General features: G+C 31.4%; 18 protein-coding genes. 10 read left to right on the top strand and 8 right to left on the bottom strand.

From position 1 onward, the window contains the following. The first annotated feature begins 32 nt into the window (after nt 1-32). The 6 genes from PLJ10_00760 to PLJ10_00735 all read left to right on the top strand — a co-directional run bounded on the left by PLJ10_00760 (nt 33) and on the right by PLJ10_00735 (nt 8,666). Nucleotides 33-3,452, top strand: a complete 3,420-nt coding sequence (locus tag PLJ10_00760; protein HOK08173.1) for a mechanosensitive ion channel — start codon at nt 33-35, stop codon at nt 3,450-3,452. A 21-nt stretch (nt 3,453-3,473) separates the two neighbouring features. Beyond that, complete coding sequence (gene uvrC / locus PLJ10_00755; GenBank protein ID HOK08172.1) at nt 3,474-5,369, top strand: excinuclease ABC subunit UvrC; 1,896 nt, start codon at nt 3,474-3,476, stop codon at nt 5,367-5,369. Nucleotides 5,370-5,387: 18 nt separating this feature from the next. Continuing rightward, on the top strand, nt 5,388-6,623 hold the full coding sequence (locus PLJ10_00750; protein HOK08171.1) for an alpha/beta fold hydrolase: 1,236 nt from the start codon (nt 5,388-5,390) through the stop codon (nt 6,621-6,623). Beyond that, entirely contained in the window at nt 6,624-7,535 is a 912-nt protein-coding gene (locus PLJ10_00745; protein ID HOK08170.1) for a sugar phosphate isomerase/epimerase family protein, read from the top strand. It abuts the gene before it with no gap. A 26-nt stretch (nt 7,536-7,561) separates the two neighbouring features. Next, entirely contained in the window at nt 7,562-8,419 is an 858-nt protein-coding gene (locus PLJ10_00740) for a sugar phosphate isomerase/epimerase family protein (protein HOK08169.1), read from the top strand. A 103-nt stretch (nt 8,420-8,522) separates the two neighbouring features. After that, complete coding sequence (locus tag PLJ10_00735; GenBank protein ID HOK08168.1) at nt 8,523-8,666, top strand: hypothetical protein; 144 nt, start codon at nt 8,523-8,525, stop codon at nt 8,664-8,666. Nucleotides 8,667-8,670: 4 nt separating this feature from the next. Here the strand turns inward: PLJ10_00735 and PLJ10_00730 are convergent, their stop codons facing one another. Together PLJ10_00730 and mpl are read right to left on the bottom strand one after the other, a co-directional pair. After that, on the bottom strand, nt 8,671-9,987 hold the full coding sequence (locus PLJ10_00730; GenBank protein ID HOK08167.1) for a DUF1015 domain-containing protein: 1,317 nt from the start codon (nt 9,985-9,987) through the stop codon (nt 8,671-8,673). Nucleotides 9,988-10,456: 469 nt separating this feature from the next. Next, nucleotides 10,457-11,854 (bottom strand): UDP-N-acetylmuramate:L-alanyl-gamma-D-glutamyl-meso-diaminopimelate ligase, encoded by a 1,398-nt coding sequence (gene mpl, locus PLJ10_00725; protein HOK08166.1) that lies wholly within the window; start codon nt 11,852-11,854, stop codon nt 10,457-10,459. A 181-nt stretch (nt 11,855-12,035) separates the two neighbouring features. Between mpl and PLJ10_00720 the strand changes: the two genes are divergently transcribed. Beyond that, nucleotides 12,036-12,461: a MazG nucleotide pyrophosphohydrolase domain-containing protein gene (locus PLJ10_00720; GenBank protein ID HOK08165.1), complete on the top strand. Its 426-nt coding sequence runs from the start codon at nt 12,036-12,038 to the stop codon at nt 12,459-12,461. 2 nt (nt 12,462-12,463) lie between these two features. Here the strand turns inward: PLJ10_00720 and PLJ10_00715 are convergent, their stop codons facing one another. The 4 genes from PLJ10_00715 to PLJ10_00700 form a co-directional block, all read right to left on the bottom strand. Next, the gene (locus tag PLJ10_00715) at nt 12,464-13,867 is read right to left on the bottom strand and encodes an ROK family protein (GenBank protein ID HOK08164.1); all 1,404 of its coding nucleotides are present in this window, start codon (nt 13,865-13,867) and stop codon (nt 12,464-12,466) included. Between the two features lie 35 nt (nt 13,868-13,902). Further along, the gene (locus PLJ10_00710) at nt 13,903-14,874 is read right to left on the bottom strand and encodes an ROK family protein (protein ID HOK08163.1); all 972 of its coding nucleotides are present in this window, start codon (nt 14,872-14,874) and stop codon (nt 13,903-13,905) included. 83 nt (nt 14,875-14,957) lie between these two features. Then, nucleotides 14,958-15,491, bottom strand: a complete 534-nt coding sequence (locus tag PLJ10_00705) for an indolepyruvate oxidoreductase subunit beta (protein ID HOK08162.1) — start codon at nt 15,489-15,491, stop codon at nt 14,958-14,960. Next, nucleotides 15,469-17,076, bottom strand: coding sequence for a thiamine pyrophosphate-dependent enzyme (locus tag PLJ10_00700; GenBank protein ID HOK08161.1), 1,608 nt, complete (start codon nt 17,074-17,076; stop codon nt 15,469-15,471). The genes PLJ10_00705 and PLJ10_00700 overlap by 23 nt, the downstream gene beginning before the upstream one ends. 176 nt (nt 17,077-17,252) lie before the next feature. Between PLJ10_00700 and PLJ10_00695 the strand changes: the two genes are divergently transcribed. The 3 genes from PLJ10_00695 to PLJ10_00685 all read left to right on the top strand — a co-directional run bounded on the left by PLJ10_00695 (nt 17,253) and on the right by PLJ10_00685 (nt 23,116). Next, nucleotides 17,253-19,271 (top strand): sulfatase, encoded by a 2,019-nt coding sequence (locus PLJ10_00695; protein ID HOK08160.1) that lies wholly within the window; start codon nt 17,253-17,255, stop codon nt 19,269-19,271. Nucleotides 19,272-19,429: 158 nt separating this feature from the next. Then, nucleotides 19,430-21,004 carry a radical SAM protein gene (locus PLJ10_00690; protein ID HOK08159.1) on the top strand — a complete coding sequence of 525 codons (1,575 nt, stop codon included), beginning with the start codon at nt 19,430-19,432 and terminating at the stop codon, nt 21,002-21,004. A 1,095-nt stretch (nt 21,005-22,099) separates the two neighbouring features. Next, on the top strand, nt 22,100-23,116 hold the full coding sequence (locus PLJ10_00685) for a hypothetical protein (GenBank protein ID HOK08158.1): 1,017 nt from the start codon (nt 22,100-22,102) through the stop codon (nt 23,114-23,116). Between the two features lie 101 nt (nt 23,117-23,217). Here PLJ10_00685 and PLJ10_00680 read toward each other — a convergent pair whose 3' ends face one another. Then, entirely contained in the window at nt 23,218-24,636 is a 1,419-nt protein-coding gene (locus PLJ10_00680) for a radical SAM protein (protein ID HOK08157.1), read from the bottom strand. 167 nt (nt 24,637-24,803) lie between these two features. After that, nucleotides 24,804-26,231, bottom strand: coding sequence for a radical SAM protein (locus PLJ10_00675; GenBank protein ID HOK08156.1), 1,428 nt, complete (start codon nt 26,229-26,231; stop codon nt 24,804-24,806). Nucleotides 26,232-26,499: the final 268 nt, after the last annotated feature.

The raw sequence follows: 26,499 nt of genomic DNA, 5'->3' as shown, positions 1-26,499 counted from the left end.
AATACTTTACACCATAACAATAAGGTATGCCTATGCCAAGGTTTAAAATGTTACATATGCTACATATATTTTTGGTTATTTTTGTATTCTCCTTCTTTGTTTTTTCTGATGAGATTGAATTATCACCTGAAATAATTAATAACTATAAAAATGAAATCTCTCAGGATGCATCTTTATCTCAAGACTTAAAGAATACCATTGATAAATTACTATCAGACACTTTGTTGTTACTTCAAGACTACTCAAAATGGAAACAACAACTTGATACTTTAAAAGAAGAGATTCAAAATGCTCCTGAGGAAATTAAATCAATAGAAGAACAATTATCATCTCCAGAAAAAGTAATCCAAATAAATACAAAAGATTTAACTCTTGAACAAATCAACTATAACTTACTTCAAGTTGAAAATGAATATAATCGATTACAAAATAGCTACGATACTTTACAAAAAGAACTTGAAGGTAGAAATGACTACCGTAAATCGTTACTTCTAATAATAAGTGACATTAAACAACAGATTAATAATTTAAAAGAGTCAGTTTCTACGGATATCTCTTTAGACCATCCAACACTTACAAAATATAAACAACTATTTAAAGACACTCAGATTAAATCTTTAGAAAAAGAATTAAAATATCATAATAAAGAATTAGAATATTTTGATATTAAAACACGATTAATTACATCAAGAGTTGAAAAAGTAAAATATGAACTACGGCAAAAAGAAAAAGAATATGAATTCTGGAAAAGCGAATCTAATAATAAAAAACAAGAAGAAGATGAAAAAAATATCCGTAATTCTATAGATTCCTTTCAGTCACTAACAAAAACAAAAACAGTTTTTACAAATGAACTATTAACATTCGCAAGTGAAAATCTAACTTTGGCTCGAAAACGTAATGAACCTGGTGGGATAGAAAGTAAAATTCTATCCTTGAATGATAATCTTAAAAAATATAGTGACGATTATAAAAAACAAAAAAACCAGCTTGACAATTTGAGGAATAAATCAAAAACAAATATTCTTTCATCTGGATGGGCATTTACACTACGTCAGGAAAAATCTAAACTTCCTAACGTCCGTCAACTAAATAAAATATTAAATGACCTTCAAAATGAATTAATATCCATTGAAAATGACTATAACGATTTACTCTCAAGGAGACTTAAAATATCTGATATTGAAAATCAGATTATGAGTGTCTTTTTACAAAGTACAACGAACCTATCGGAATATGAGAAAAAGAACATAAAGAAGTCTATTGATGATTTAATAAAAACTCAAAGGAATATCCTATCTTCATTAATCAGCGATTATGACATTTATATATCTTTACTTACAGAAACCATTTCGACGATTAAACTATGGATTGAACACACAAAAGAATTCAACACTTATATTGATGAAAATATCATTTGGATTCGTTCCCCTTTCCCACGATTAGAAGCATTAAAAGCAGATGCAACAAATCTATTTAGTTCCTTATTAAAAACTGATATTTATAAAAAACCATATATCATTTACAACCTAATTTTAGTTTTTTCTTCCTTCTTTTTGGGATTAATTATTGTTATCTATATTTATAAATATTGTGGAAAACTACTAACACATATTTCATGTAATATAAATACACCACTTCAGTTTACTTACAGACGTCTTCTATTATTTATTGGCTGTTTCTTTTGTCGTGTTTCACTATTACCATTGTTATTTTTTGTCATAAGTATTCTTCTCAGTATTCTATTTCCATATTATCCAATCACAAATAATATCTCAATAAGTATTCGTTTTTTATGCCTTCCTCTTATCTGGTTTGGAATCATAGCATCAATGTTCCATATCCCTTCTTTATGTGAAATATTTATAAAACACTACGACAAAGAATATGAAAAATATTATACGAAAATTGTTGTTTTTATCTTTGTTTCACTCATTTTATTATTTCTAATATCGTTAAGTAGTCAATTTATTCCAGACTCTGCTTTTGCAGATTATTTTTTTCGTACTATTTTTTCTCTCTTCCTACTTTTTACCGCTTTCTTCTCAATGTTATCCCATAAAACATTAAATAACATGATAGATAACATAAAAGATGAGAATGTAAATAAATTATTAATTTATATTAAACATACCCTTTTAGTTCTTTCATTAATTTGTTTAGTGCTTGTTTTCTTAAATCTTTTTGGTTACAACTATGGTAGTCTTGAATTAACAAAAAAGATATTTGCATCCCTATTTATTATTACTGTTGTTTTCATTGTATGTCGTTTTATAGACACTTCAATAAAACATTATCAATGGAAAACTGTGTTTGATAAATCTATTATTTCTAATATTACAGTTCAAACAACCATTCTTAATAAAGAAATTGAATCAAACAATAATTCTGATAACTTGACATCTACACAAGAGGCATTTTTATTACAAATTAAAAAAGCAATTAGATTTATAGCATTTATTACGGGATTCATATTAATAGTATATATCTGGTCTGATATATTTCCTGCTTTAAGTTACTTAGATAAAGTACACATTTGGAGTAGTTCCACTATTTCTGAAGTTATTAATACACCTCCATCATCAACAGGTAAGCCATCTGATAACACGTTGTCCCCTACTTCTCTAACACATGATTGGGTTAGTCTTTTAGACATTTTAAATTCATTCATTATTATTGTTCTGACCATTATTATCGTAAAAAACTTATCTATCTATATTGATTTTTTACTCTCGAAATATACAAAAATCCAATCTGGTGAGAGATATGCAATTACTACCGTTTTGAAATATATCGTATTTACAATAGGCTTTATAATGGCAATGGGAGCAATACAGATTACATGGAACAAAATTCAGTGGTTAGTTGCCGCATTAGGTGTCGGCTTTGGGTTCGGATTACAGGAGATAGTCGCTAATTTTGTATCTGGTCTAATTTTACTCTTTGAAAGACCTATACGTATAGGGGATATCGTAACAATAGGTGATATCTCTGGAAGAGTAAAATCATTACAAATGCGCTCAACAACCATTGTAAATTGGGATAATAAAGAGTTAATAGTCCCTAATAAAGATCTGCTTACCCAGCAATTAATTAACTGGACAAGGAACGAACCAAAAGTGCGATTATGCATTCCTATCGGTGTAAGTTATCATGCCGATATAAATCAAGTTGTTTCTCTTCTTACTGAAATTGCGAAAACACATCCTTTTGTTGAACATTCTCCAGAACCGCATGTATATTTTCTTCGTTTTGGTCAAAGTGCTTTAGAGTATGAACTACGTGTATTCACACACATTGATTATTATCTTCAACTACAGCATGATTTATTATCAGAGATTTATACTCGCTTTAAGCAACATAATATAGAAATATCATACCCACAGTTAGATGTTCACATAAAAAATGGTAATGTTCCCAAAGATAACAATGCTTCTCAAAAAGAAACATGATTTGTATTAAAAAATACATATATGGATAACAAAGTTCATCCTCAAAATAGTTCAGAACTAATTAACGATACTTTTAATAAAAAGATTATTGATTTAAATACTATTCCAACTTCACCTGGTTGCTATCTTTTTTATGATGAAAAAGGGAAAGTTATTTATGTAGGCAAATCAAATAATTTAAGGGCTCGTATTAGAACATATTTCCAATTGAATGATACTCGTTATCATATTCGTTTTCTTATTTCTAAAGCCCACAAAATCGACTATCTCATTACAAAAAATGAGAAAGAGGCTTTACTTTTAGAAAATACTCTTATCAAACAGCACAAACCTCGTTATAATATCCGACTTAAAGATGACAAAAACTTCTTATCATTACGTATTGACCCATCTGAAAAGTATCCACGACTTACCTTCGTTAGAAAACCTAAAAACGACAATGCCCTGTATTTTGGTCCTTTTCATGTAGCTTCTGCTATCCGTGAACTATATAAACAACTTCATTTCGTTGTGCCCTTGCGACGTTGTTCAGATAACATGTTTAATAACAGAACACGACCTTGCTTATATTATCAACTGGGTACATGTCCAGCACCGTGTGTCGGTTATATTAACGAAGATGATTATGCTAAATTGGTTAATCAAGCCATTCTTGTATTGCAAGGCAACACAGAAGCATTAGAAAAAGAGTTAACCCTTGAAATTAAAAAAGAAGCAGAACAATTGCATTTTGAAAAAGCGGGACTGTTACGTGATAGGTTGTTCGCTCTTCGGAAAATCATGGAACCTCAAAAAACAATTCTTAACAATTACTCGCGGAATATTGATGTTTGGGGCTTTTATTCATCTGATAAAATTGCTGTATTTTTAATCCTTTTCTATCAAGAAGGTAAACTTATTGGTTCTTATAATTTTACAATAAAATTACCAACTGAAATTCCTATCTCTGAGTTCTTGTCTTCCTTATTATTAGAATTATATACCCATAATTTATCTGTCCCAGAAGAAATTCTTTTACCTATTCATATACAAGAAACATCTCAATTGGAGACTATTTTAACTGAAAAGAAAGGTACAAAAGTCAAAATCACATCTTCTACAAAAGGCAAAAATACTGAACTCTTGGACTTGGCATTAAAAAATGCAGAAACAAAATTCCGTGAGGAATATAACTTGCAAACAAACCAAGGGGCAATTTTACAAGAAATACAAAATATTCTTCACATCCCCAGAATGCCTATAAGAATAGAATGTTTTGATGCCTCTACATTACAAGGGAATAATACCGTTGTCGGAATGGTCGTGTTTGAAAACGGTATACCTAAAAAATCAGATTATCGGCAGTTTTCTATTAAAACATCCAATATAAATGATGACTATTTCGCTTTACGAGATGCACTTACACGACGGTTTAGAGATTTAACAGACTTACCCTTGCCAGATTTACTCCTTATTGATGGGGGTAAAGGACAGCTGAATGTCGCTTTATCTGTATTAAATGATTTATCGATTTCTGATGTTTATTGTGTAAGTATAGCTAAGGCCAGAAACTATTCGTTTTCTAAAAATAATTCTTCTTCTCAAGAACGTTTTTTTACACCCAACAGATGTAATCCAATTATTATCAAGAACAAAACTTCTAACGCCCTGCTTTTGCTTCAAAGAATACGAGACGAAACTCATCGTTTTTCAATCCAATATCATAGAAAAAAGCGGTTAGTAAAAGACTTATCATCGTCTATTAACATTTCTGGATTGGGTAAAAACACAACAGAAAAATTGTTAAAACACTTCAAGTCTTTTGATAAAATAAGAAATGCATCAATTCAAGAATTAAAATGTGTAAAAGGAATCGGTGATACGTTGGCAACATTGATTTATAACTATTTTCAAACACCACAAAATAACCATAAATAACAATAATAGGAAGTTTTTATGTCAGTATTAATTTTTTTAGTTAGCATTGTAATAATTGCACTTATTGCTTATGCGTACTTTATATATACCATTGCAAATCAAGAGAAAATAAATACAAATGAAGTTTATTATGTTCGGACAAAAGATTTATGGGAAATTCGTTTGTGCAGATTTAGAAATAATTTTGAAAAGAAACCACCTATTCTTTTTGTTCATGGCTTTGGCTCAAACCAGAATAACTTCTTACTTCCATTTGAGTATAGCATTGTAAATTATCTTAAAAATAATAATTTCGACTGTTGGACTATAGATATGCGAGGTTGTAAGTCTTCAAAACCTCCATTTGGAAGAACTCATCATGATGCTACTATTGATGATGTTCTCTTATATGATTTACCAAGCGTTATCGATTTTATTTTAAAAATGTCTGGCTATAAAAGACTTTTCTGGGTGGGACATTCTTTAGGAGGGATGTTATTATACGCATATTTAATTCATTATGGTTCAGAAAAAATCGCTGGAGGTATTACATTAGGTGCTCCTATAGGTTTTTTAAAGACTGAGATGGTTATACCGTTGTCACTCGTTAAAATTCAAAAACAATTCCCGAATGCTGTGTTTCTTTTATTTAGAATGTTAATTCCTATATTGAAATTTTTCAAAATAGGTAATTCCCTATTCCCTATTAATCCATCAAATATGAATCCAAACATGACTGCTTGGGATTTATGCAAAATGGTGGAACCACCTTCTACTAAAATGGTGGAAGAGATGATCCCGTGGTTAAATGAAAAGAAATGGACAATGCTAAATGGTCAACTTAATATTCTTGAACATTTATCAGAGTTGAATATTCCTTTGTTGCTTTTTTATGCCCCTGATGACCCATTTGTCAATTTAGAATGTGCTAAAGATTTTTTTAACTCATTAAAGTTTAATGATAAAAAAATGCTTATTCTTAGTGCTGATAATGGCTGTAAACACAATTATAATCATTGTGATTTGGCCTTTGGTGAAAACGGTGAAGAAGAAGTATTTAAACCAATAAAAGATTGGTTGGATAAACATGAAATTTATATTTATGATTCATCTGATAGTGCAAAAACAACAAAAGCCAAAAAATCACAAACAACAAGAACTCCAATGACAAAAGAAGAAAGAAAAACTATTCTGTCGGGAAAAGCGTATAAAAATACCACAAGGAATAGAAGCAATAAAAATATAAATACAAATGAAGAAAAGGAAAAACTGTAAATGAACCATTATTCCAGACGAAGCTTCTTAAAATCTACAGTATTAAGTTCTCTATTACTTACTCAGTCATTCCGAAAAGCATACTCTAAAGACGAAGCAGATAATACTAACACAACTTCTAATAAAATCGTTGTATTTTCAAAATATTTACAAAACCTTCATTGGGAAAATCTTGCAGTTGCATGTGAAGATTGTGGGCTTGACGGTATTGATTTAACGGTTCGTGATGATGGACATGTAATTCCAGAAAAAGTAGAGGAAGACTTGCCTAAAGTTGTTGAAATCTTTCGGAAAAATAACTTAGATGTAGTAATGATAACAACACGCCTGCTCAGTGCTGAAGAACCTTATGCAGAACAAATATTAAAAACCGCAGGTGCTTTAAAAATCCCTTATGCTCGTATTGGCTACCATCATTATAAAGATAAAATAAATATTAAAGAACAAATCTCAAATGTGAAAAAAGACCTACAGGGATTAACAACCTTAGCCGAAAAATATAATGTAATCTTAGGCTATCACAACCATAGTGGTTTAAATAACTTCGGTGGGCCCATTTGGGACCTAATTGAAGTATTTCAAGAGATTAATTCACCCTATTTAGGCTCAAATTTTGATATAGGGCATGTTAAAGCGGAAGGATTTGGTGGGGCATGGAAAGCAAACACGATAGCCATACTTCCATGGATACGAATGATAGCGGTAAAAGATTTTACAGTTGAAAATAACAAAACTAACTGGGTTCCCTTGGGAAAGGGTTGTGTCCCTGTAAAAGAAATGTTTGATATTATTCTTAAACAGGGGGCATTTAAGGGTCCAATATCCATTCACATGGAATATAATACAAAATCTGAAGCTGAAAAATTAGACTATATTAAAGCCTCAGCACAAATGATAAAAAGTATTATTTAATATAATATAAAAAGAAAGGAAATATTATGTTTTATTCAGGTATTAGCGACGAAGCTGGCAAATCTATTCAAAAACAGATACAAGCACATAAAGAATTGGGATGGTCATACATGGAGTTAAGAATGGTCGATGGCGTAAACTTCACACAGGTTTCAGAAGAGGTATTTAATTACGTTAAAGATGAATTAGAGAAAAATCAAATGAAGGTTTCGTGCTTTGCAAGTGCTATTGCAAATTGGGCACGACCTATCACATGTGACCCACAAATTGATATTAACGATTTGAAAAATGCTATTCCCAGAATGCATCAACTTAATACTCAATTTATTCGCGTTATGAGTTATCCTAATGACCCTAAAAATCCTATTGACGAAAAAGAATGGAGAAACGAAGCCATAAGAAGGATGAAAGAGTTGGCAAAAATTGCAGAGGATGGAGGTGTTATCCTTGTTCATGAAAATTGTAGTGGTTGGGGCGGTTTATCTGCAGACAATAGCAATATTCTTTTAGGTGAGGTGGATAGTCCTGCGTTGAAAGTCGTTTTTGACACTGGGAATCCAGTGACTTATGGACAAGATGCATGGGAGTATTATTTGAAGGTAAAAAAAGATATTGTATATGTTCATATTAAGGATGCTAAAAAAATTAATGGTGAGGATGTTTATTGTCTTTGTGGGGAAGGTGATGGATATGTCCCTGAAATTATATTTGATCTTTTAAAATCTGGTTATGATGGCGGGTTCTCTATTGAACCTCATCTTGCAGCTGTAATTCACACGGGTCAACAGGCAGAGAGTGAAGAACAACTTTACAATTCATACATACAATATGGCAAAAAACTTATGGAAATTGTAAGCAATGCTCTTTCTAAATTAAACAAGTAAAAAATTAGAAATAGATAGGATATAAGTTTATCCTATTTATACTCTTGCCATGTTTGGCATATAAAACAACGTATTAAACCTGACCTAATAAAAGGAACAGTATATGTCTATTACAAAAGTACGTGAAACGATCGCAGCAATTGCGGCTATTCTTCTTGTTTTAATAATGGCAGGGGTTGGTGCCACTATGGCTGGATGGAATGTCCCAGTAATAAGTAACATTGTTAAAATGATTATGGGCAAATAGATATTTATAAACTTTCATTTGAAAGTTCATATACAATAAGTCCGCTGGGTATTTTAGGGAAGAAGTATGTTGCCTTTTGAGGCATAAACTCATGGTTATCTGCACATTTTTTTATTGTGTGTGGCGAAATAGGATTTATGAGGAAAGCCATCGAACAATTTTCCATCTCTACCATTTCAATACAACGGAAAGGATTGGTCTCATAAATTAAGGGATTTTCTGGAGTAAGTTTTAGAACTTCCTCAAAAAGTAATTTATGAAGTACATATACATCTGTCTCATGTAATGCTTTTGTATTCTGCTTCTCTATCAGTCTTTTCAGCCCTTCCTCTTTAAGTTCAAGGATAAACCTTCCTTTGTTTTTATCTACAAATCCAAAACACCGAGATGTTTTACTTTTATCTCCGCAATTATTCTCTCTTTTATGTATATAATCTATGGGATTTCCTTCAATATGCACAATATTAAAGTAAACACTTAATTTAGAAAAAAAACTGTCATAATCTATTTCTATATTTTTGATAACTCTATGAGGTGCATTTATTATTAACCCTGGGTCTTCAAACGCAACTAAACCAGTAAAAAGATAAAAATATGGCTCTATCATATTCCTATCTTTCTTAATTTCCTCTACCGAACCCAGTTTTTCTTGAAGAAGATGTTTTGCTGTCTTAAAACGATGATGACCATCTGCAATATATAATGTTTTATCTTTAAATATCTCTGTCAACTCTTCAATCCATCGTGTTTGCCATATCTCATTAAAAACACCATCAATGGTTGTAACGCATATTTCGGGTTGTTTGTTTTCATTCTTTATTAAATTATAAAAAACTTTGTTAATATGTCGTTCTGTATCGGAGAAAATCAAAAATACAGGACTTAACTGTGCATTTGTAGTCTTCATCAAAGAAAGTCTGTCCTCAATCGGCTTTTCAAATGTCTTCTCGTGGGGTAGAATCTGATTTTCTTCCCCATGCAATGGAATTTTTATTAACGACAACAATGTTAATCTTTCCATTTGAATACCCCGTATATCTGTAAAACGTTGCCTTAGCCAATAAGCACTAATATGACTATCACGGATAAAAATCTCCTTTTCTTGCCACTCCTTAAATAATTCTCCTGCATTTTCATATTTACTTTTGCAATTTGTGTCAATAGGTAGGTCAATATGAACAAAGTTATATTCACTTCTCTTTGCCAGATTGTCTCTCATTTCTGAATTTATAATGTCATAAGGCGGAACAATAACATTGGCAAAATCATCTATTTTCTCAGGATTATAATGAAGTGCTTTAAATCCTCGTATAAAAGGCATAAAAACATCCTTATTTCTTTCAGACTATAAAGGGGATTTTGCCAATATTATACTTGCTTTTTACTTTGTTTTTCTAAACGCCTTTTAAGTTGTTTTTTTACTTCTCTTATCCTTAATAAAAAAATAAGTCGATAGGATAAAAATGAATATAAAAACTACTACTGTTACGTAATTAATCATTGTTTCATCAAAATCGTTTTTAGTTATTCTGTCGAGAATATATTTTATAAATGAATATGGTAGGTTTACCTCGTTAAGTTTAATCTTTATTTTCCAATGTAAATCTGTCAACAGGCAATAACCCAAACCAAAATATAGACCCAACAAAAACCATGATATAAATACTATCCACATTGATATATAATGGACCTTCCTCAATTTAATTGGAATCCACCCAAATAATATAAAAACTATAAAAATAAGATGTATAACAGTTAATAAAACATCTGCTATTTTTAAATAAAACATATTATTTCTTAGAGTAATAATTTTGGATGTTTTCTCTTAAATGACCACAAGCACCATTACTCATCAAAATCACTATTACTTCCCCTTCTAAATTATTACATAGGTATTGAAATATTTCATCATAAGTTTTGGCATTATTTGCTTTTATACCTCTTTTATTAAGAATTTCGACAATTTCTATTTTATTTAATCTTTTCTCTTCTGGTATTTTCTCCTCTCTATAAATAGGTGTTATCCACACCTCATTTGCTAATGACAAAGCGTCTGTAATCTCATTTTGAAATATATTTGTTACAGTAGTATTTGAACGTGGTTCAAAGACAGCAATTATTCTTTTATCAGGGTATTTCATTTTGAACGATAATAATGTTTCTTTAATAGCAGTTGGATGATGTGCAAAATCATCAATAAAGGTCTTGCCCTGTGCCATAAAAAATATCTCCTGCCTTCTTCGGACACCTCTAAAACTGCTTATCCCATCCCTTATAACAGAAAAAGGAATACCTAATGAGTGAGTAACAGCCACCCCACAAAGGATATTAAGGGCATTATGATTACCAAATAAGGATGTTGTTACTTTTCCTAAATATTTATCTTTATAATATATATGTTGTTCCATTTGTTTATTATCTGCACTAAATTCAACCTTCGTTTTCCAGAGACATTCGTCTGAAAATCCATAAGTGATACTCTGTGAAAAACAATATTCTTTCAAAATTTGTGCGTTATTATCGCCACATAAACACACAAGTCCTTTAGAGGGAACGGTTCTTAACAATAATTGGAATGCCTTCTCAATTTCATGAATATTGTTATATATATCACTATGGTCATATTCAAGGGATGTAATTACAACAACCTGTGGTAAATAATGAAGAAATTTTGCTCTTTTGTCGAAAAATGCCGTGTCATATTCATCACCTTCAATTACAAAATAAGAATTTTCTTCTCCTAACTCAGCAGGAAATTCAAAATCGATAGGATATCCCCCAATCAAATATCCAGGTTTCATATTAGCAACCTTCAAAATCCATGCTATTAAAGAAGTCGTTGTTGTCTTTCCATGAGTTCCTGAAACGACAATAGACTTTCTCTTTTGTAATATGTTATATCGTAACCATTCTGGTAAGCTTGTATAAGTCATTCGTTTATCTAATACTGTTTCGACTTCTTCATTTCCACGACTAAGGGCATTACCAATAACGACAATATCAGGACCCCAATCTAAATTACTCGATTTATAACATTCATAAATTGGAACAGATAGTTTTTTAACTAAAATAGACGTGGGAGGGTATAAAGGATTATCACTCCCTCGAATTTCATAGCCTTTCTGCTTTGCTAAATAAGCTCCGCCTATCATTGCGGTTCCACCGATACCAGAAAAATGTATTTTCATAAAAACAACCCCTATATCTTTTTAAGGTGTTCTTTTATTTATACACAATATATCATATTACATTGAGAGTTTTGTTTGTTGGATGGTAAAAAACGATGTAGAAATATTCTTTGTGTTTTCTTTTAATATTTCTTTATAATGGCTTTTTAGAATTACTAACAATTATTCAATTGGAGTTTATATGAAAAAAGAAGATTTATTAAATTTTAATAAAAATGAAGCAGGAGAAGTATTTGAGGTTTTAATTGAACTTGCACGATATTTAAGAAGCCCAGAAGGTTGTCCATGGGATCGAAAACAAACATCTTTAGATTTTGCCAAATATGCAAATGAAGAATGCCAAGAGTATATAGAAGCATTGGAGAAAGGCAACAATTCAGATATAAATGAAGAGTTTGGAGATGTTTTATTTATATTGATTGCTTCAGCAGTTGCAGGAGAATCAGAAGGAAAAATAAATTTATTAGAAGCATTACAATGTGCCCACAAAAAAATGATACGACGACATGAACATGTCTTTGGAGACAAAAAAGCAGTTACAGAAGAAGAAGCATGGAATTCGTGGCATAAAATCAAAGAAGCGGAAAAGAAAAGTAAATCTACTTGACCTTACTTTTTGAGTTCAGGCAAACTTGCAGCAGCGATAGATTGACCAACCCTTCTATTTTTTTCATCAGGTAATTGCACTTTTATTTTTTCACTGATATCTGGGAATTCTATTTTTAAAACATTTAGGCATTCATCCAGCATAATAGGACCACCCTTACCAGATGTACATCTTCCTAAAATAAGCACATGTTTTATTTCATAGAAATCATAATAATGGGCAAGGGTATAACCCAAATAGACTCCCATGGTTTGCCATATTTTAATGACTTCAGGATTCCCTTTTTCTAATTCATCCTGTATTAACTTTAATTTTTCTGCATCTGTAATATTGTCAGGGACTTTTATTCCTGCCTTCGGAGCAAGTCTAAACACACATTGTTGTGAGAAATAATTAGCACCTACTCCCTTATCACCAGACCATTCTTCCACAGGTGCATTCGGATTATAATCTACTGGAGCGAAAGCAAGTTCATTTAGCCAGTCAGTAATATTCCCCGAAGGGGTAACATATCCCCCCGCCTCACTGGAACCTAATGCAATTCCTAAAACAGAATTATCACCAATGGACATAGAGCCAGCTAATGCAGTAACTTCACCATCATTTACGACAACAAGAGGAACACCTAATTCTTCACCCATACGGTTGAATAACTCGTGCACTTCATGAAATCGTTCTTTCGGGACACCTCTAAACAAAGAAGCTACCATTGCACGATTATTGACATATACCCCTGCAGCACTTCCCCCTACTGCGTCCAAACGTGGCATTTTTGATGCTGCTGTCTTTATCGCTGTCATTATTTCATTATAATGATAAGCAGGGTCTGAATGTTTACGAGGTTCCCAAATTTTTTCTTCACTATACACTACTTCCCCGTCAATAACGGCTGACGCTTTGCGGTCAGAAGCACCTAAATCAAATCCAACTCTACACCCTTCGGTATGTCTACCTAAACGTTGAGATGTCTCATTTGCAAGGGGAACTTCCTCTTCTGATTTACATGGCACTATTGTAAATAGTTGCTCATATACATCTTCACCCATAAATTTATAATCAAATGCTCTCTCCCCCTGAGGTGAATATGTTTTTTCTATATATTGAATTAATTGTTTTGGAGCATAAATATATATTTTCCATCCTCCTTTTTGCCACAATAAAAATTTTAGAATCCGTTCGATATAAAAATAACTTGATTCAAACAAAGGATGCCCTTCTGGAAATATTTTTGTTTCAAACCGTGAAATCGACTTATTTAATCTCTCCAGAGCAATAACGACTTTTACCGCATCTTTTGTTTCTTTAACTTTACTTTTAAATTGTTCATTTACTAACTTGGGGGGAATAAAATTAGGGTCCATAGGAGGAGTTAATTTAGATTTTACAAACATCCAGTTCAAATTCATTTTTCTTCTCCTGTTATTACTTTTATTACTTTCTTTTATATTATTTCATTTTTCTTTGCACACAACAACGCAGAACCCAATGCCACAGCATCATCACCTAATCTACCTATTTCTATTGAAACTTTCTTTCTAAGAAAAGGCATAGCATGTTCTTTTACTGCTTTTTGAATTTCTTCTTCATATATATCCCCTAACGCCTCGATAAGTCCACCTCCTAATATAACTAATTCTGGACTTAATATGTTTATAAGATTAGCAATAGCCACTCCTGTAAGGTATGCTGCCTTCCGTACAATATTTTCAACTTTCTTTTCTCCATTTCGAATCGCCTCTGCAATAACACCACTACGTATTTTTGAAATATCTGTTCCAACCACTTCGGAAAGAAATTCAGATTCGCCACGTAAAACAAGGGCTGATATTTCTTTTGTGATGGCAATCCGTGAAGCTAATGCCTCTAAACATCCCCTTTTCCCGCAACCACATGGTGGCCCATCAATCTGCAATGTCATATGTCCTACTTCACCCGCACCTCCACTTGCTCCATGAATAATTTTGCGGTTTATAATAAGTCCTCCACCTATACCAGTTCCTGGGAAAACACCCACAACATGTTTAGCGTCTTTATATTTCCCAAATTGCCACTCCGCATACGTTCCGAGATTTACATCATTATCTAAAACAACGGGTACTGAAAAATGTTTTGAAAGAATTTCTGCTATGGGAAAATTTTCCCAACCGAGATTAGGAGTATTTATAACAATTCCATTTTTAGGGTCAACAGGTCCTGGTGCACCAACACCTATTCCTATAATCTTTGGATTGCCTGCTTTTTCTATAGACTCTTCTATTGTCTGTATAATTCGATTCTCTGGCTTCGTATCTTTTAACCAACCCTTAGTCTTTTTGCGACATCTTGAGATGATATTAAATTTGCCATTTACAACAATTGATAATATTTTTGTCCCTCCAATATCTACACCAACAATATATTCATTTGTTTTCATATTCCATCCTTTAGATTTCTTTACCATGTTCAAATAAAAACAAATATTTTATTAATTATACAAATTGTGAGGGATATAAAATACTATTTCTGTTTTACTTCTTCCGTCAGTCTCATTCCGTATTCAAAGACACCCTTATTTTGTTCGTGAACTTTCTTTGGTAAATTAGAAAATATTGCTTTATTCCAGCAGTCATAAGGAATATCTAAATAATTACTCAAGGCTCCTAAAAGGCAAATGTTAAAGTTTTTTTGATTTACTGGCAAGTATTTCTCATCATTTAGCAGAGACAACTCTCTCGATTCACCTACAATAATAGATATATCTATTACTATTCCATTAGGTTTTAAGCGATACAAATTATTTTCTAACTCATCAGGATGCATAACAAGAAGAAAATCCGCTTCCCCATCAGGAACCATAGGACTATAAACTTTTTTACCAAAACGTACATCACTGGATACAGAACCTCCCCGTTGACTCATACCATGTATTTCACTCTTTCGGACATCATATCCTGCAAGGAATGCTGAGTCTGCCACGATATTTGAAGATAAGATAACTCCTGTTCCTCCAATACCTGCTAAAACAATATTAATTACCTCTTGGTGTAACATTCGTCTTGTCTCCTGTTGTCTGGTGTGTTTCAGTTTTCTGTTGTTTTCTTCTTAACAAGGCACATGTCTTTCTCATAACAATAAGATTTGTTTTGTTATTGTTAAGTGCTTCCTCTAATGATTTTTCAAGTACAGAGACACGGTCAGTAACAATTACATTCTCTACTCCAATAGCTTTTGCAACATCTTCAATTACTACCTGATTCGTTGGTTCATGATTTAATTTTTTACCTGTTCCAGGGTGCTCTTGCATACCTGTCATCGCAGTTGTGTTATTATCAAGAACTATAATGACATGCCCCGTTGGTGGCGGGTTGTATACCATTTCTATGACACCAGGTAATCCACTATGGATAAATGTGCTATCCCCTATTACACTGACGACCCTCTTTGCTTCTTCAGGTGGTAATGAGTGTCTTAAACCAAGTCCTACAGTAATACTGGCACCCATACATACACAAGAGTCCATAGTCTGAAAAGGAGGTAATACGCTTAGGGTATAACATCCAATATCACCTGTAATAATACAATTCATTTCTCCTAATAAGGTAAAAGTTGCTCTATGTGGACAACCATCACATAATCTTGGCGGTCTTCCCCGTTTTATCTGTGGTTCTGGAGAGGTATCCCCTTTCAAAATTCGTCGAACCCTATTTACATTTAATTCTCCGAAGCGATACATCTCTGGTTTCTCTTCAACGGGTATTCCATGATACCGGCAATTTTCCACCAAAAAGGGGTCTCCTTCTTCAATAACTATGCATTTCTTATGCTTCCTCACAAAGCTTCGTACCTTCTCTTCTGGAAATGGATAACACATTCCGATTTTCAAAACAGATGCATTGGGTTCTGCTTCTAAAACATGAAGATATGAGACGCCCGAAGTTATGATTCCTAACTCTTCAGATTTAATTTCTTCCTTATTGGGTCCAAAAGATTCATTCCATTTCTTAATTTGTGCCAATTTTCCCCTTAATCTTCTATGAGCAGGTCTTGCATAACCAGGAATCATAACTCGACCTGGTTTATCTGGATTATATTTTTCTGGTAATACGGGATTATATTCTTTTTCTTCAAATTCTACAATAGACATGGAATGGCATACTCTCGTTGTTGGTCTGAGAATAACGGGCAATTTCCATTCTTTTGAAAGTCGAATTGCTTCAAAAAAGAAATCGTAACATTCTTGACTATCGCACGGTTCTAACATCATTACCCCCGCAGAACGGGCATAATTTCTATTATCCTGCTCATTTTGACTGGAATGCATATCGGGGTCATCCGCAGAAATAATAACAAGAGCACCTTCCACACCTGTATAAGCAACTGTAAACAATGGGTCCGATGCTACATTAAGCCCCACATGTTTCATCGTCACTAAGGCATTCCCACCTGCAAAAGCGACACCGATACCCACTTCAAGTGCCACTTTTTCATTAGGACACCATTGGGCTTTTCCTCCATACTCCGAAAAATACTCCAAAATCTCCGTAGACGGAGTTCCAGGATAGCCAGTTCCTAAAGTAATTCCTGAATGAATCCCTGCCAAGGCTATCGCTTCATTCCCAAACATCAACTTTTTCATTTAATTACTCCTTGATATAAAAACATTAAAATCTAATATATTAATTTATATTCCCTTCATGGTTCAAAATGGTTTCATTATGTTAATATTATGAGTAATTTTTTTTGTTTAATAATACTGATATTTATTGCTATTAATCCTGTTATTGTTATAATCTCTAAAATGGAACCATCAATATGAATAGAACAAAAATAATAGTGGTTTTCTTTCTCTGGTTTTTACTATTAGCCTTTATTGTTTCTGCCCAAGATTCAAATAAAATTGAAAGACCTTCAAAAGTAATTCTTATTCTCTTTGATGCATTACGTGCTGACCATATGTCTTGCTACGGTTATCAAAGAAAGACAACGCCAACAATTGATAAAATTGCTTCTGATGGGGCTATTTTTATGAATAATTACACCCAGGGTTTAAATACATTCTTTTCTGTTCCAACTATTTTATATTCAAGATATTTTCCTCCAATGCTACACGAATCCCTTGATACTATAGAATGTAAACGGGCAGAAGATGAAAATGAAAAATTGATAACTGAAATTTTCAAAAAAAATGGTTATCATACTATCTTTATAACAACTCACTCTTGGTTTTCAGATGATAGCCCATTAGTAAAATCTTTTGATGAAGCGATACTTGTAAAATCTTCTACAGATAATGTTCCACAGTTTGGTGACTTAAATAAGGAATTATTTTCATGCCTTGATAAAAATAAAGGTAATAATATATTCATTTACATTCATCTTGTTGATACTCATTTTCCACACATCTTAACACCTCCTTATGACCTTTGGGTAACAGACGATATAAAAAGCAACATAAATGAAGATAGAAGAAGAGAACTTGCTATTGGAAGTAACGAAAGAGACATATTAAAACCGCTTACACCGTTTGAGACTGATTTTCTTAATGCCATCTATGATGGCTCTTTATTATATACCGACCAACAGTTTTCACTTCTTATGTGGAAATTAGAAACATTGAATATTTTACAAGATACCCTAATCATTCTATGTGCTGACCACGGTGAATTATTAGGAGAAGATGGTATGCTCTGGGGACATCCCCCTATTTCTTATGACGCTCTCTTAAGAACACCTTTAATCTTTTATGGAAAAGGAATACCTAAAAATGTTAGTTTTAATGGGATTACAGAAAATGTAGATATAGTGCCAACTATTGTTGATTTACTTCAGTTAAAAACATCTGCAAAATTTGATGGAATAAGTCTTACTCCATATTTTATAAAAAATAAGACTCAACAAATAAATCGTCCTTATGCTTTTTCTAAATGTTTTTATCTCGAGCCAGAATCCTATCTCAATTTAATAGAAGTAGAAAAAGGGTATGAATCACATCAAATGTTTGTTATTACAGATACTAAGTTTAAATTAGAGTATCACGAAATCGATAACCGCTATTTCTTTTGGACAAAAAATAAAGAAGATAACTTTATCAAAGATAAAATTTTTGCAAATGAAAAGAAATTTCCTGTCTTTGATTTATCTTCTGAATCTCCTCAGGAATTTGAAAATGCAAAAATGTATATACAAACTAATATTATACCCAAATATAATAAATATAAAGAGAAAGAACCCGATATTTATTATATCCCCTTTAGTCCATTTGTTATTCCCAGATATGTTGAAAATAAAGATGAAGTTATTAGTCATAGTGGGGACTATGAACATTACACATTAGATAATAAATGGGGTTTTGATACTGATGGTTTTGTTTTATGGACTCAACCCTGGCAAGAAAATGTGAAACCATTATCATTTATTTTTAATATAAAACAAGGTGAATACGAAGTTTATATTAAATCCCCATGTAATAAGGATTTTTATGGACATCCTCTTTCCTCTGTAAAGGTTTCTCTTATAGAAAATGAACCAATTATTATTGACAAAAGTGATTGCGAAAATATGGAGATAGGATATAGAAAAGTTGGTTCTACAAATGTAGACAGCAAAAATCAACTACATATATCTTTTGAACCTGGCAACAACAATATTTGGTGCAACATAATGGGTATAAAATTAGTTAGAAAGAAAATGGAAAGTAATTCAGAATCACCCCAAAAATCTAATAATCTACAAAAAGATAATGCTACAAAAACAGATATTAAAAAAGAACAAAAAATAGGATTGCCAACAGAAGAAAGAATTAATCAACTTAGACAGCTTGGCTATTTATAAGTTTATTTTATAATTACAAATAATATAAAATTATCGGAATAAAATTTTATAAACATAAATTTTCATTATTAAAACATACGTTATATTCATATTAATGCTGTTATATTTTCGTTATGTTTCAACATTGTTTTCATATCTTAATTTGTTAGGAGTGTATTATGGAATCGAATCCTTTAAAAAGCAAACAGAATATTAAGATTTTGTATATAAGACCTCCTTACCACTTATGGCCACTATTAAACAAATCTGACAATGTTTTGGCTCCTCTCAACCTTGCGACAATAGCTGGATATATACGATCTAAAGTACCTGATGTTACTCAAAAAATTGTTGATTGTTGTAATGAAGAAATCGGATTCAAAACGCTTTACAAAATTTTAGAAGAAGAAAAGCCTGATATCGTTGGCGTTGGCGATATGATTTGCTATCATATTGAAGGGGCAAAAACATTAGAATTAGCAAAAAAAGCAAATCCTAATTGTATAACTGTAGCAGGTGGTCCTTTCTTTTCTCATGTGCCTGAATATACATTAAATAATTTTCCCCACATTGATTTTATTGTTAGATATGAAGGTGAAGAGTCATTCAGAGAACTTATCGATTGCCTAAGAGAAGACAAAGATGTAAAACAGGTTAAAGGAATAGCCTATAAAGAAGGCGAAAAAATTATAGAAACTCCACCAAGGCCATTAATTGAAGATTTAGACTCGTTACCATACCCAGCTTATGATTTATTAAATGTAAATAATTATAGTCCTTTTGGGATGTTCCTTAGAAGAGCAATGCCAGCACAGGCGAGTCGTGGCTGTCTGTTCGGATGTGAGTATTGTACATGGTCTCATACAGAAGGAGAACATTTTTTAGATGAAAACGGGGAACTAAAATTTACACCGCGAATAAGATATAAAAGTCCAGAAAGAATGGCGGAAGAAATAGGATATTTACATGAAAAATGGAACGTTCCCTTTTTCTTTTGGTGTGATGGCACATGGAATTTTAGTACTGAATGGCAAGATACATTTTCAGACTTGATATTAGCAAAAAAATACAAAATTAAATCTTTTGCTTTTACCCGTGCTGACTTACTATTAGAACAAGAAAAGGCAGGGGTGTTAGCAAAAATGGTAAAAGCAGGACTTATACACTGCTTATTCGGTCCCGAGCGAGCAACTGATGAAGAGTTAAAAAAGATAGGCAAAAAAGGCATCAGTGCAAATACCTTTATAGAATGTTGTCACATGTTAGAAAAAAAATACCCTCAAGTATTCCGACAAGCAACATTCATTACTGGACTGCCCGATGATAAGCCTGAAGACTTTGACAAACTATTCGAATATATTTTGAAAAGTCATGTAGACTTTGCCCCAGTCCATGCTATAATGCCATATCCAGGAACCCCTTCATTTGAAAAATACAAAGAATATATAGAAGAATGGGATTTCTCAAAATGGGATATGTTCTACCCCGTTATAAGGACAAAATATATGAGCAGAGAAGAAGTATCATCTCATATCAAAAGAATTCAAATGGATTTCGTATCAAAACAAAAAATAAAATATCTTAAAGGATTACTCTCTCCGCATACACAAAGAAGAAGGTTACATTGGTGGCTTGCATATTCTTTTGCAAAACTATACATAAGAGACTTTGTCCTTGCATTGTTAGGAAAGAAGAAATACGAGGGGTATGCTGGTATTCAAAAATTATGGAAGCCGAAATGGTATGATTCTTAGTATTCTACTGTAGTAATGTTTTACTATAATTACAAACAAGATATCATCATGTCTAAACGAAGCAAAGAATATATTTTACTATTTTTTATTCTTATCTTATCTTTTTTCGTAAGGATATATAATTTACATAAGCAATCTATAACATTTGATGAATTTATTTTCCTTTCAAATATTAATATTTTTGATTTTTCTACATATTTAAGTGCTTTTTTTGCTAACCACCCTGATTATAGTTTATCTCCGTTAACGCCAACTATCATTTATATTTTTTCAAATCTTCTTCACCACTCAATACCTGCGTTAAGATTGATACCTATTTTCTTCGGTTTAGGATCAATTGTTATTGTATACGCAATGGGTAAAAAAATCGGAGGAATGGAAACAGGACTTCTTGCCTCGTTATTCTTTTGTTTTTCACCTATGAATATTTGGGTTCACCAAGAAATTAAGTGCTACTCTTTCTGCCTTTTCTTTTCTTTACTTTCGTTTTATTCTATTTTGAACTTTATATATGAAGAAAAGAAATATAAATGGTTAATTATTGGGTTGTTATCAAACTTAATTTTACCATGGCTCCATGCTACCTACATTTTTGTTCCTGCAATACAAATAGTAATTATATTTTTCTTCATTAGAGTAATAAGATTTCGATTTTTTGTATTATGGTCATTTCAATCCTTTTTAAGCTGTATAACATGGTCAATATGGTTCTTCAACCAGAAAACGTTTTTATATACATCCAATGAACCATATAAAGTGAATTCTAACATCCAAGATATTTTCATCTCACTATTTTGTAATGATAGTGTAGGTTTATCAAAAGATTTACTACCTGAATGGAAAACTAACAATTTGTCTATTATTCATTGTTCTTTTTGGAAATTCGTACTTCCCTATTGGTATATGTTCGATTACTTATTGGCTTATTCATTAATAATATTTGTTTTATTTTTTATAGTAACCTATATATTCAATTTCATAAAAAATAAAAATGGTAAGGAATCATTCTTATTTTATATCTTAATTGTTCCTATCTTTCTTTTCCTCTGTTTACAAATTATAACCAAAAATTCCTTTCTTACAATTCAGTACATTATGTATACATTGCCAATATATTACCTATGCGTTTCTTTCTTAATATATAAGATTAAATATAAACACATAAAATTCTTATTCATTATTCTCTTTTTATCTTGTTTTTTATCACAATCACTAAGTTTAATTTGTTTTAAGAATAGAACAGATTATAAAGGTGCATTTGAATACCTCAAAAAAGAAATTCCATTAAATGGAATACTTTTAGGTCAAAGATTTTCTTCTATTTACGATGTGGGTAAATTATATCTTCAGAGAGATGACATTGAGTTTATACCCATCCTATCATTAAATAGTTTTATAGATAAATCTTATAAAATATTATTTTCCGAAAGTAATATTAATAATTTTGTTTATCTTCTTATGGAACCCGTTTCCATTCAATCTTTTAGGATTGAGAATCCAGAATCTTTATTATCAGATTATTTCGAAAAAAACAATATGAAAGTGAATTGGCTACTCTTTCCAGGACAATACAACTTATATGTCGGTAAGGTTACAAAAAATCACAAAAATACTCCTATAAATGAAAATGTTTATATGCCTACTACATTAAATAGCATACTTTATGAGTCTCTATTAACAGAATTTAAATTAGATACACAAGACATAACTGAACGAAATCGAAGACTTAAAGTTTTACGAAATAATTTTTTTATTTATCCCCACTTTCCCGTCTTTTATATTCTTATTATATCTAATATGATTTATGATAATGAGTTAGAAGTCGCTAATAACATTTGCTTAAAATTAATTCAAGAATACCCTAATTTTGCATCACTCTACTTATTAGAAGGAATCATTCTACATAAAGAAGGTCAGTTTGATAAGGCAAAATTATATACCGAAAAAGCATATCAAATAAGTAATAATTTATATCTATTCTATGGTGATATAATTGATGTTCTAATTAATAAAAAAGATAACTTTTTTACTACATGTCAATTTGTCAATAAATTTGAGAAATATGGATTTGTTCTTTTTGATAAAGCCTTGCTGTCTTTTTGCGAAAATTAATTTTATCATAAAATGCCCAAAAACGATATTTAAAATATAAAGTTTAAGCATAACAGTGCTATATAAAACTAAAATTTATTGTGTTTCAAATATAAACCTTTTTATATCTGAAAAATATTTTTTGTCATTCTATAAAGATAAATCGGAACATATCTAATAAGTGACAACGGTCGTGGATACACTTTTAGTAACCTATAAATTCTACTCGGTTTTAAAAAAAACTGTCTGTTTGCTTTTCTTTGATAATAAAAAAGAACATCATCAGGTAAGTCAGTAAGATTAATTTTTGCCCCAGCAAAATCTATGTTCATATAATCAAACTTTTTTAATTTTTCAGGGCGATTTTGTCTAAGCCACTCAAATAATGGTGTTCCGGGAAAAGGTATTACTGTAAAGAAACTTGCAGTATGTAACATTGAATTTGTTGCCACATCTATCGTCATTTGAAGTTCTTCTTCTGTTTCTGTCGGAAATCCCATCATACAAAATCCATTGGCATATACCCCCTTATTTACCATTATTTCTATCCCTTTTATAAATTTGGGAATATCCAGATTCTTACAGGTAAACTTTTGCATTCGTGGTGAACCTGTTTCTAAAGCAAAAGAAGACATATAAGTACCAGCAGAACACAAAGCCTCTGCAACATCTTCTGTAACTAAATCCCCTCTAATCGCATTGGGAAATGTTATTTTAATGTTTAACCCTTTTTGTCTCACTAATTCAGAAAATTGTATTACCCTCTGTTTGTTAAAATTAAAATTATCATCAAGAAATTCAAATTCATTAACACCATATTTGTGGTTTAACCATTCAATTTCTTCAATAATTCGTTCGGGAGAACAAAATCGTATTTTTTTCCCAAATATAGAATGACACCACATACACTGATAAGGACAACCTCTACTGGTAACCAAACACATATACTTTCTTGGAGGTAAAGGTGTCATTGATTGCAGTTTCCAGTATTGCTGGATATTAATTAAATCGTAGTCAGGTAAAGGAAGTTTATCTAAATCCTGTTCAATTGGTAATACCCCTGGATTTTCAATAACTTCTCCTGTTTCCTCTTTCCATATTAAGCCTGGGACAAGTTTGAGGGAACTTTTAGATGGATAACTTTCTACTATATTTTTAAATGCAATTTCGCCTTCTCCTGGCACTACTACATCTAAATTTTCACATTCTGAAAAAGCTTGTGATTTTACCGATGAAGCATGGGGGCCTCCTAATACAACCCAACAATTGGGAAGCAATTCTTTTATTTTTTCAGAGATTATTGGTATCAAACCTGCAAAAACTGTAGATGATGATAAGCCGACAATATCTGGTGAAAAATAATATATTTTTTTTGCAAGTTCTTCAGGTGTATCATTTTTTACTTTTTGATTGATTAATTTTATCTCTACATTTTCGATTTCTCTTTTTAAATAACCAGCAAGATACATAATACCCATTGGTGGTGTAGCCAACGGATACATTGGTTTCCTATACCCCAGATTTATTAAAACTATTCTCATTTATTCCTCACAAATCATTTACTATATTTTATAACAATTTAAACCAGACATTACTTCCTGAACAGACAGAATTATACGCCATTCTTTTTTTTAAATATAAAATATCCCTATTAAGAAATGTGTTCTAAATTCTTTTTCTAAAGTATATAGTTTTGATATTTTAAGATTCATTTTATAATAATCCCTTTCACTAATCGCTGTAACAACATCGGGACATACATACTAAGATATAATGGACGAGGATATACTTTGATAATTCTGTATATTCTTTTAGGTTTGGAGAAAAACTTTATATATGCTTTCCGCTGATATTTATAAAATACTTCATCCGGAAGATCTGTTAAATTTATTTTTATACTACCATACTCTACATTGTTGTAATTTATTTTTTTTACTTTATCTGGCCTATTTTGTTTAAGCCATTCAAACAGGGGTGTCCCTGGAAAGGGTATAACAGTAAAGAAACTCGCAGTATGTAACATTGAGTTCGTTGCAATATCTATGGTCATTTTAAGTTCTTCTTCTGTTTCCGTCGGGAAACCCAGCATACAATAACCATTTGCATAAATACCTTTTTTTACCATTAATTCTACACCCTGTAAAAATTTAGTTATATCTAAATTTTTACAGGTAAATTTTTGCAAACGAGGTGAGCCTGTTTCTAAGGAAAAAGAACTCATGTATGTCCCAACAGAATGTAAGGCCTCTGCAACCTCTTCACTAATTAAATCTCCCCTCAAAGCATTTGGAAAAGTGAATTTTAATTTTAAATTCTTTTTTTTAACTAATTCAGCAAATTGAATCACCCTTTGCTTATTGAAATTAAAATTATCGTCTACTATCTCAAACTCATTTACATCATATTTATTTATTAACCATTCTATTTCTTCAACTAATTTTTCTGCGCTTTGCATACGAATCTTTTTTCCAAAAATCGAGTGACACCACATACATCTATAAGGACACCCACGACTGGTAACTAAACAAATATATTTTCTCGAGGGTAAAGGCGTCATAGACTGTAATTTCCAATATTTCTGTATATCAATAAGATCATAGGCAGGAATAGGAAGATTGTCTAAATCTTCGACTATAGGTAAATTCCCTTGATTATTTATAATCTCCCCCATTTCATTTTTCCATATTATTCCTGAAATATATTTAAGATTTTCTTTATTCGGATAACTCTCAACTATTTGTTTAAATGCAATTTCTCCTTCTCCAGGGACAACAATGTCCAGATTTTCACAATCACTAAATACCTGTCCTCTAAGAGAAGACGCATGTGGACCTCCTAAAACAATCCATGCCTGGGGAAATAACTCTTTTATTCTTCTTGATATTTTCGGGATAAAATAGGCAAATGTAGTAAATGATGATAAACCTATAATATTAGGTTTATAATTATAAATAATTTTTATAATTTGGTCTTCATTATAATTTTCCACTCTTTGATTAATCAGTTTTATTTCTATATTATTTTGAAATTCTTTTCTTAAATAAGCAGAAAGATACATAACTCCCATTGGTGGAGATACAAAGAGATATAAGGAATTTCTTCTTCCTGTATTTATCAATATTATCTTTTTCTTCATAAAGCGATAGGAAGTATTTTCCCTTTAAAGATTTACTATTTGCTATTTATTCATAAAAGTTACTAAACTGTCTCCCAAAGGAAAAAGACAAAACTTATTTAATTTTTTATAATAATTATACACTTCATTTCCATTTTTTAATATGGGGTAAATAATTTTTTTCAATGCTTTTTTTTGTTTATACGCAGTGTTCAAGTAATACTCACAATCACTATCTCTTTCATTTATGTAGCATATAATAAATTTTAACAAATATATATCTCCGAAT

This window comes from Candidatus Hydrogenedens sp., assembly GCA_035361075.1.
In the GTDB taxonomy this organism is placed as follows: Bacteria; Hydrogenedentota; Hydrogenedentia; order Hydrogenedentales; family Hydrogenedentaceae; genus Hydrogenedens.
The sequence above is the reverse complement of the archived record's forward strand: the minus strand, read 5'-3'. Positions and strand labels throughout refer to the sequence as shown.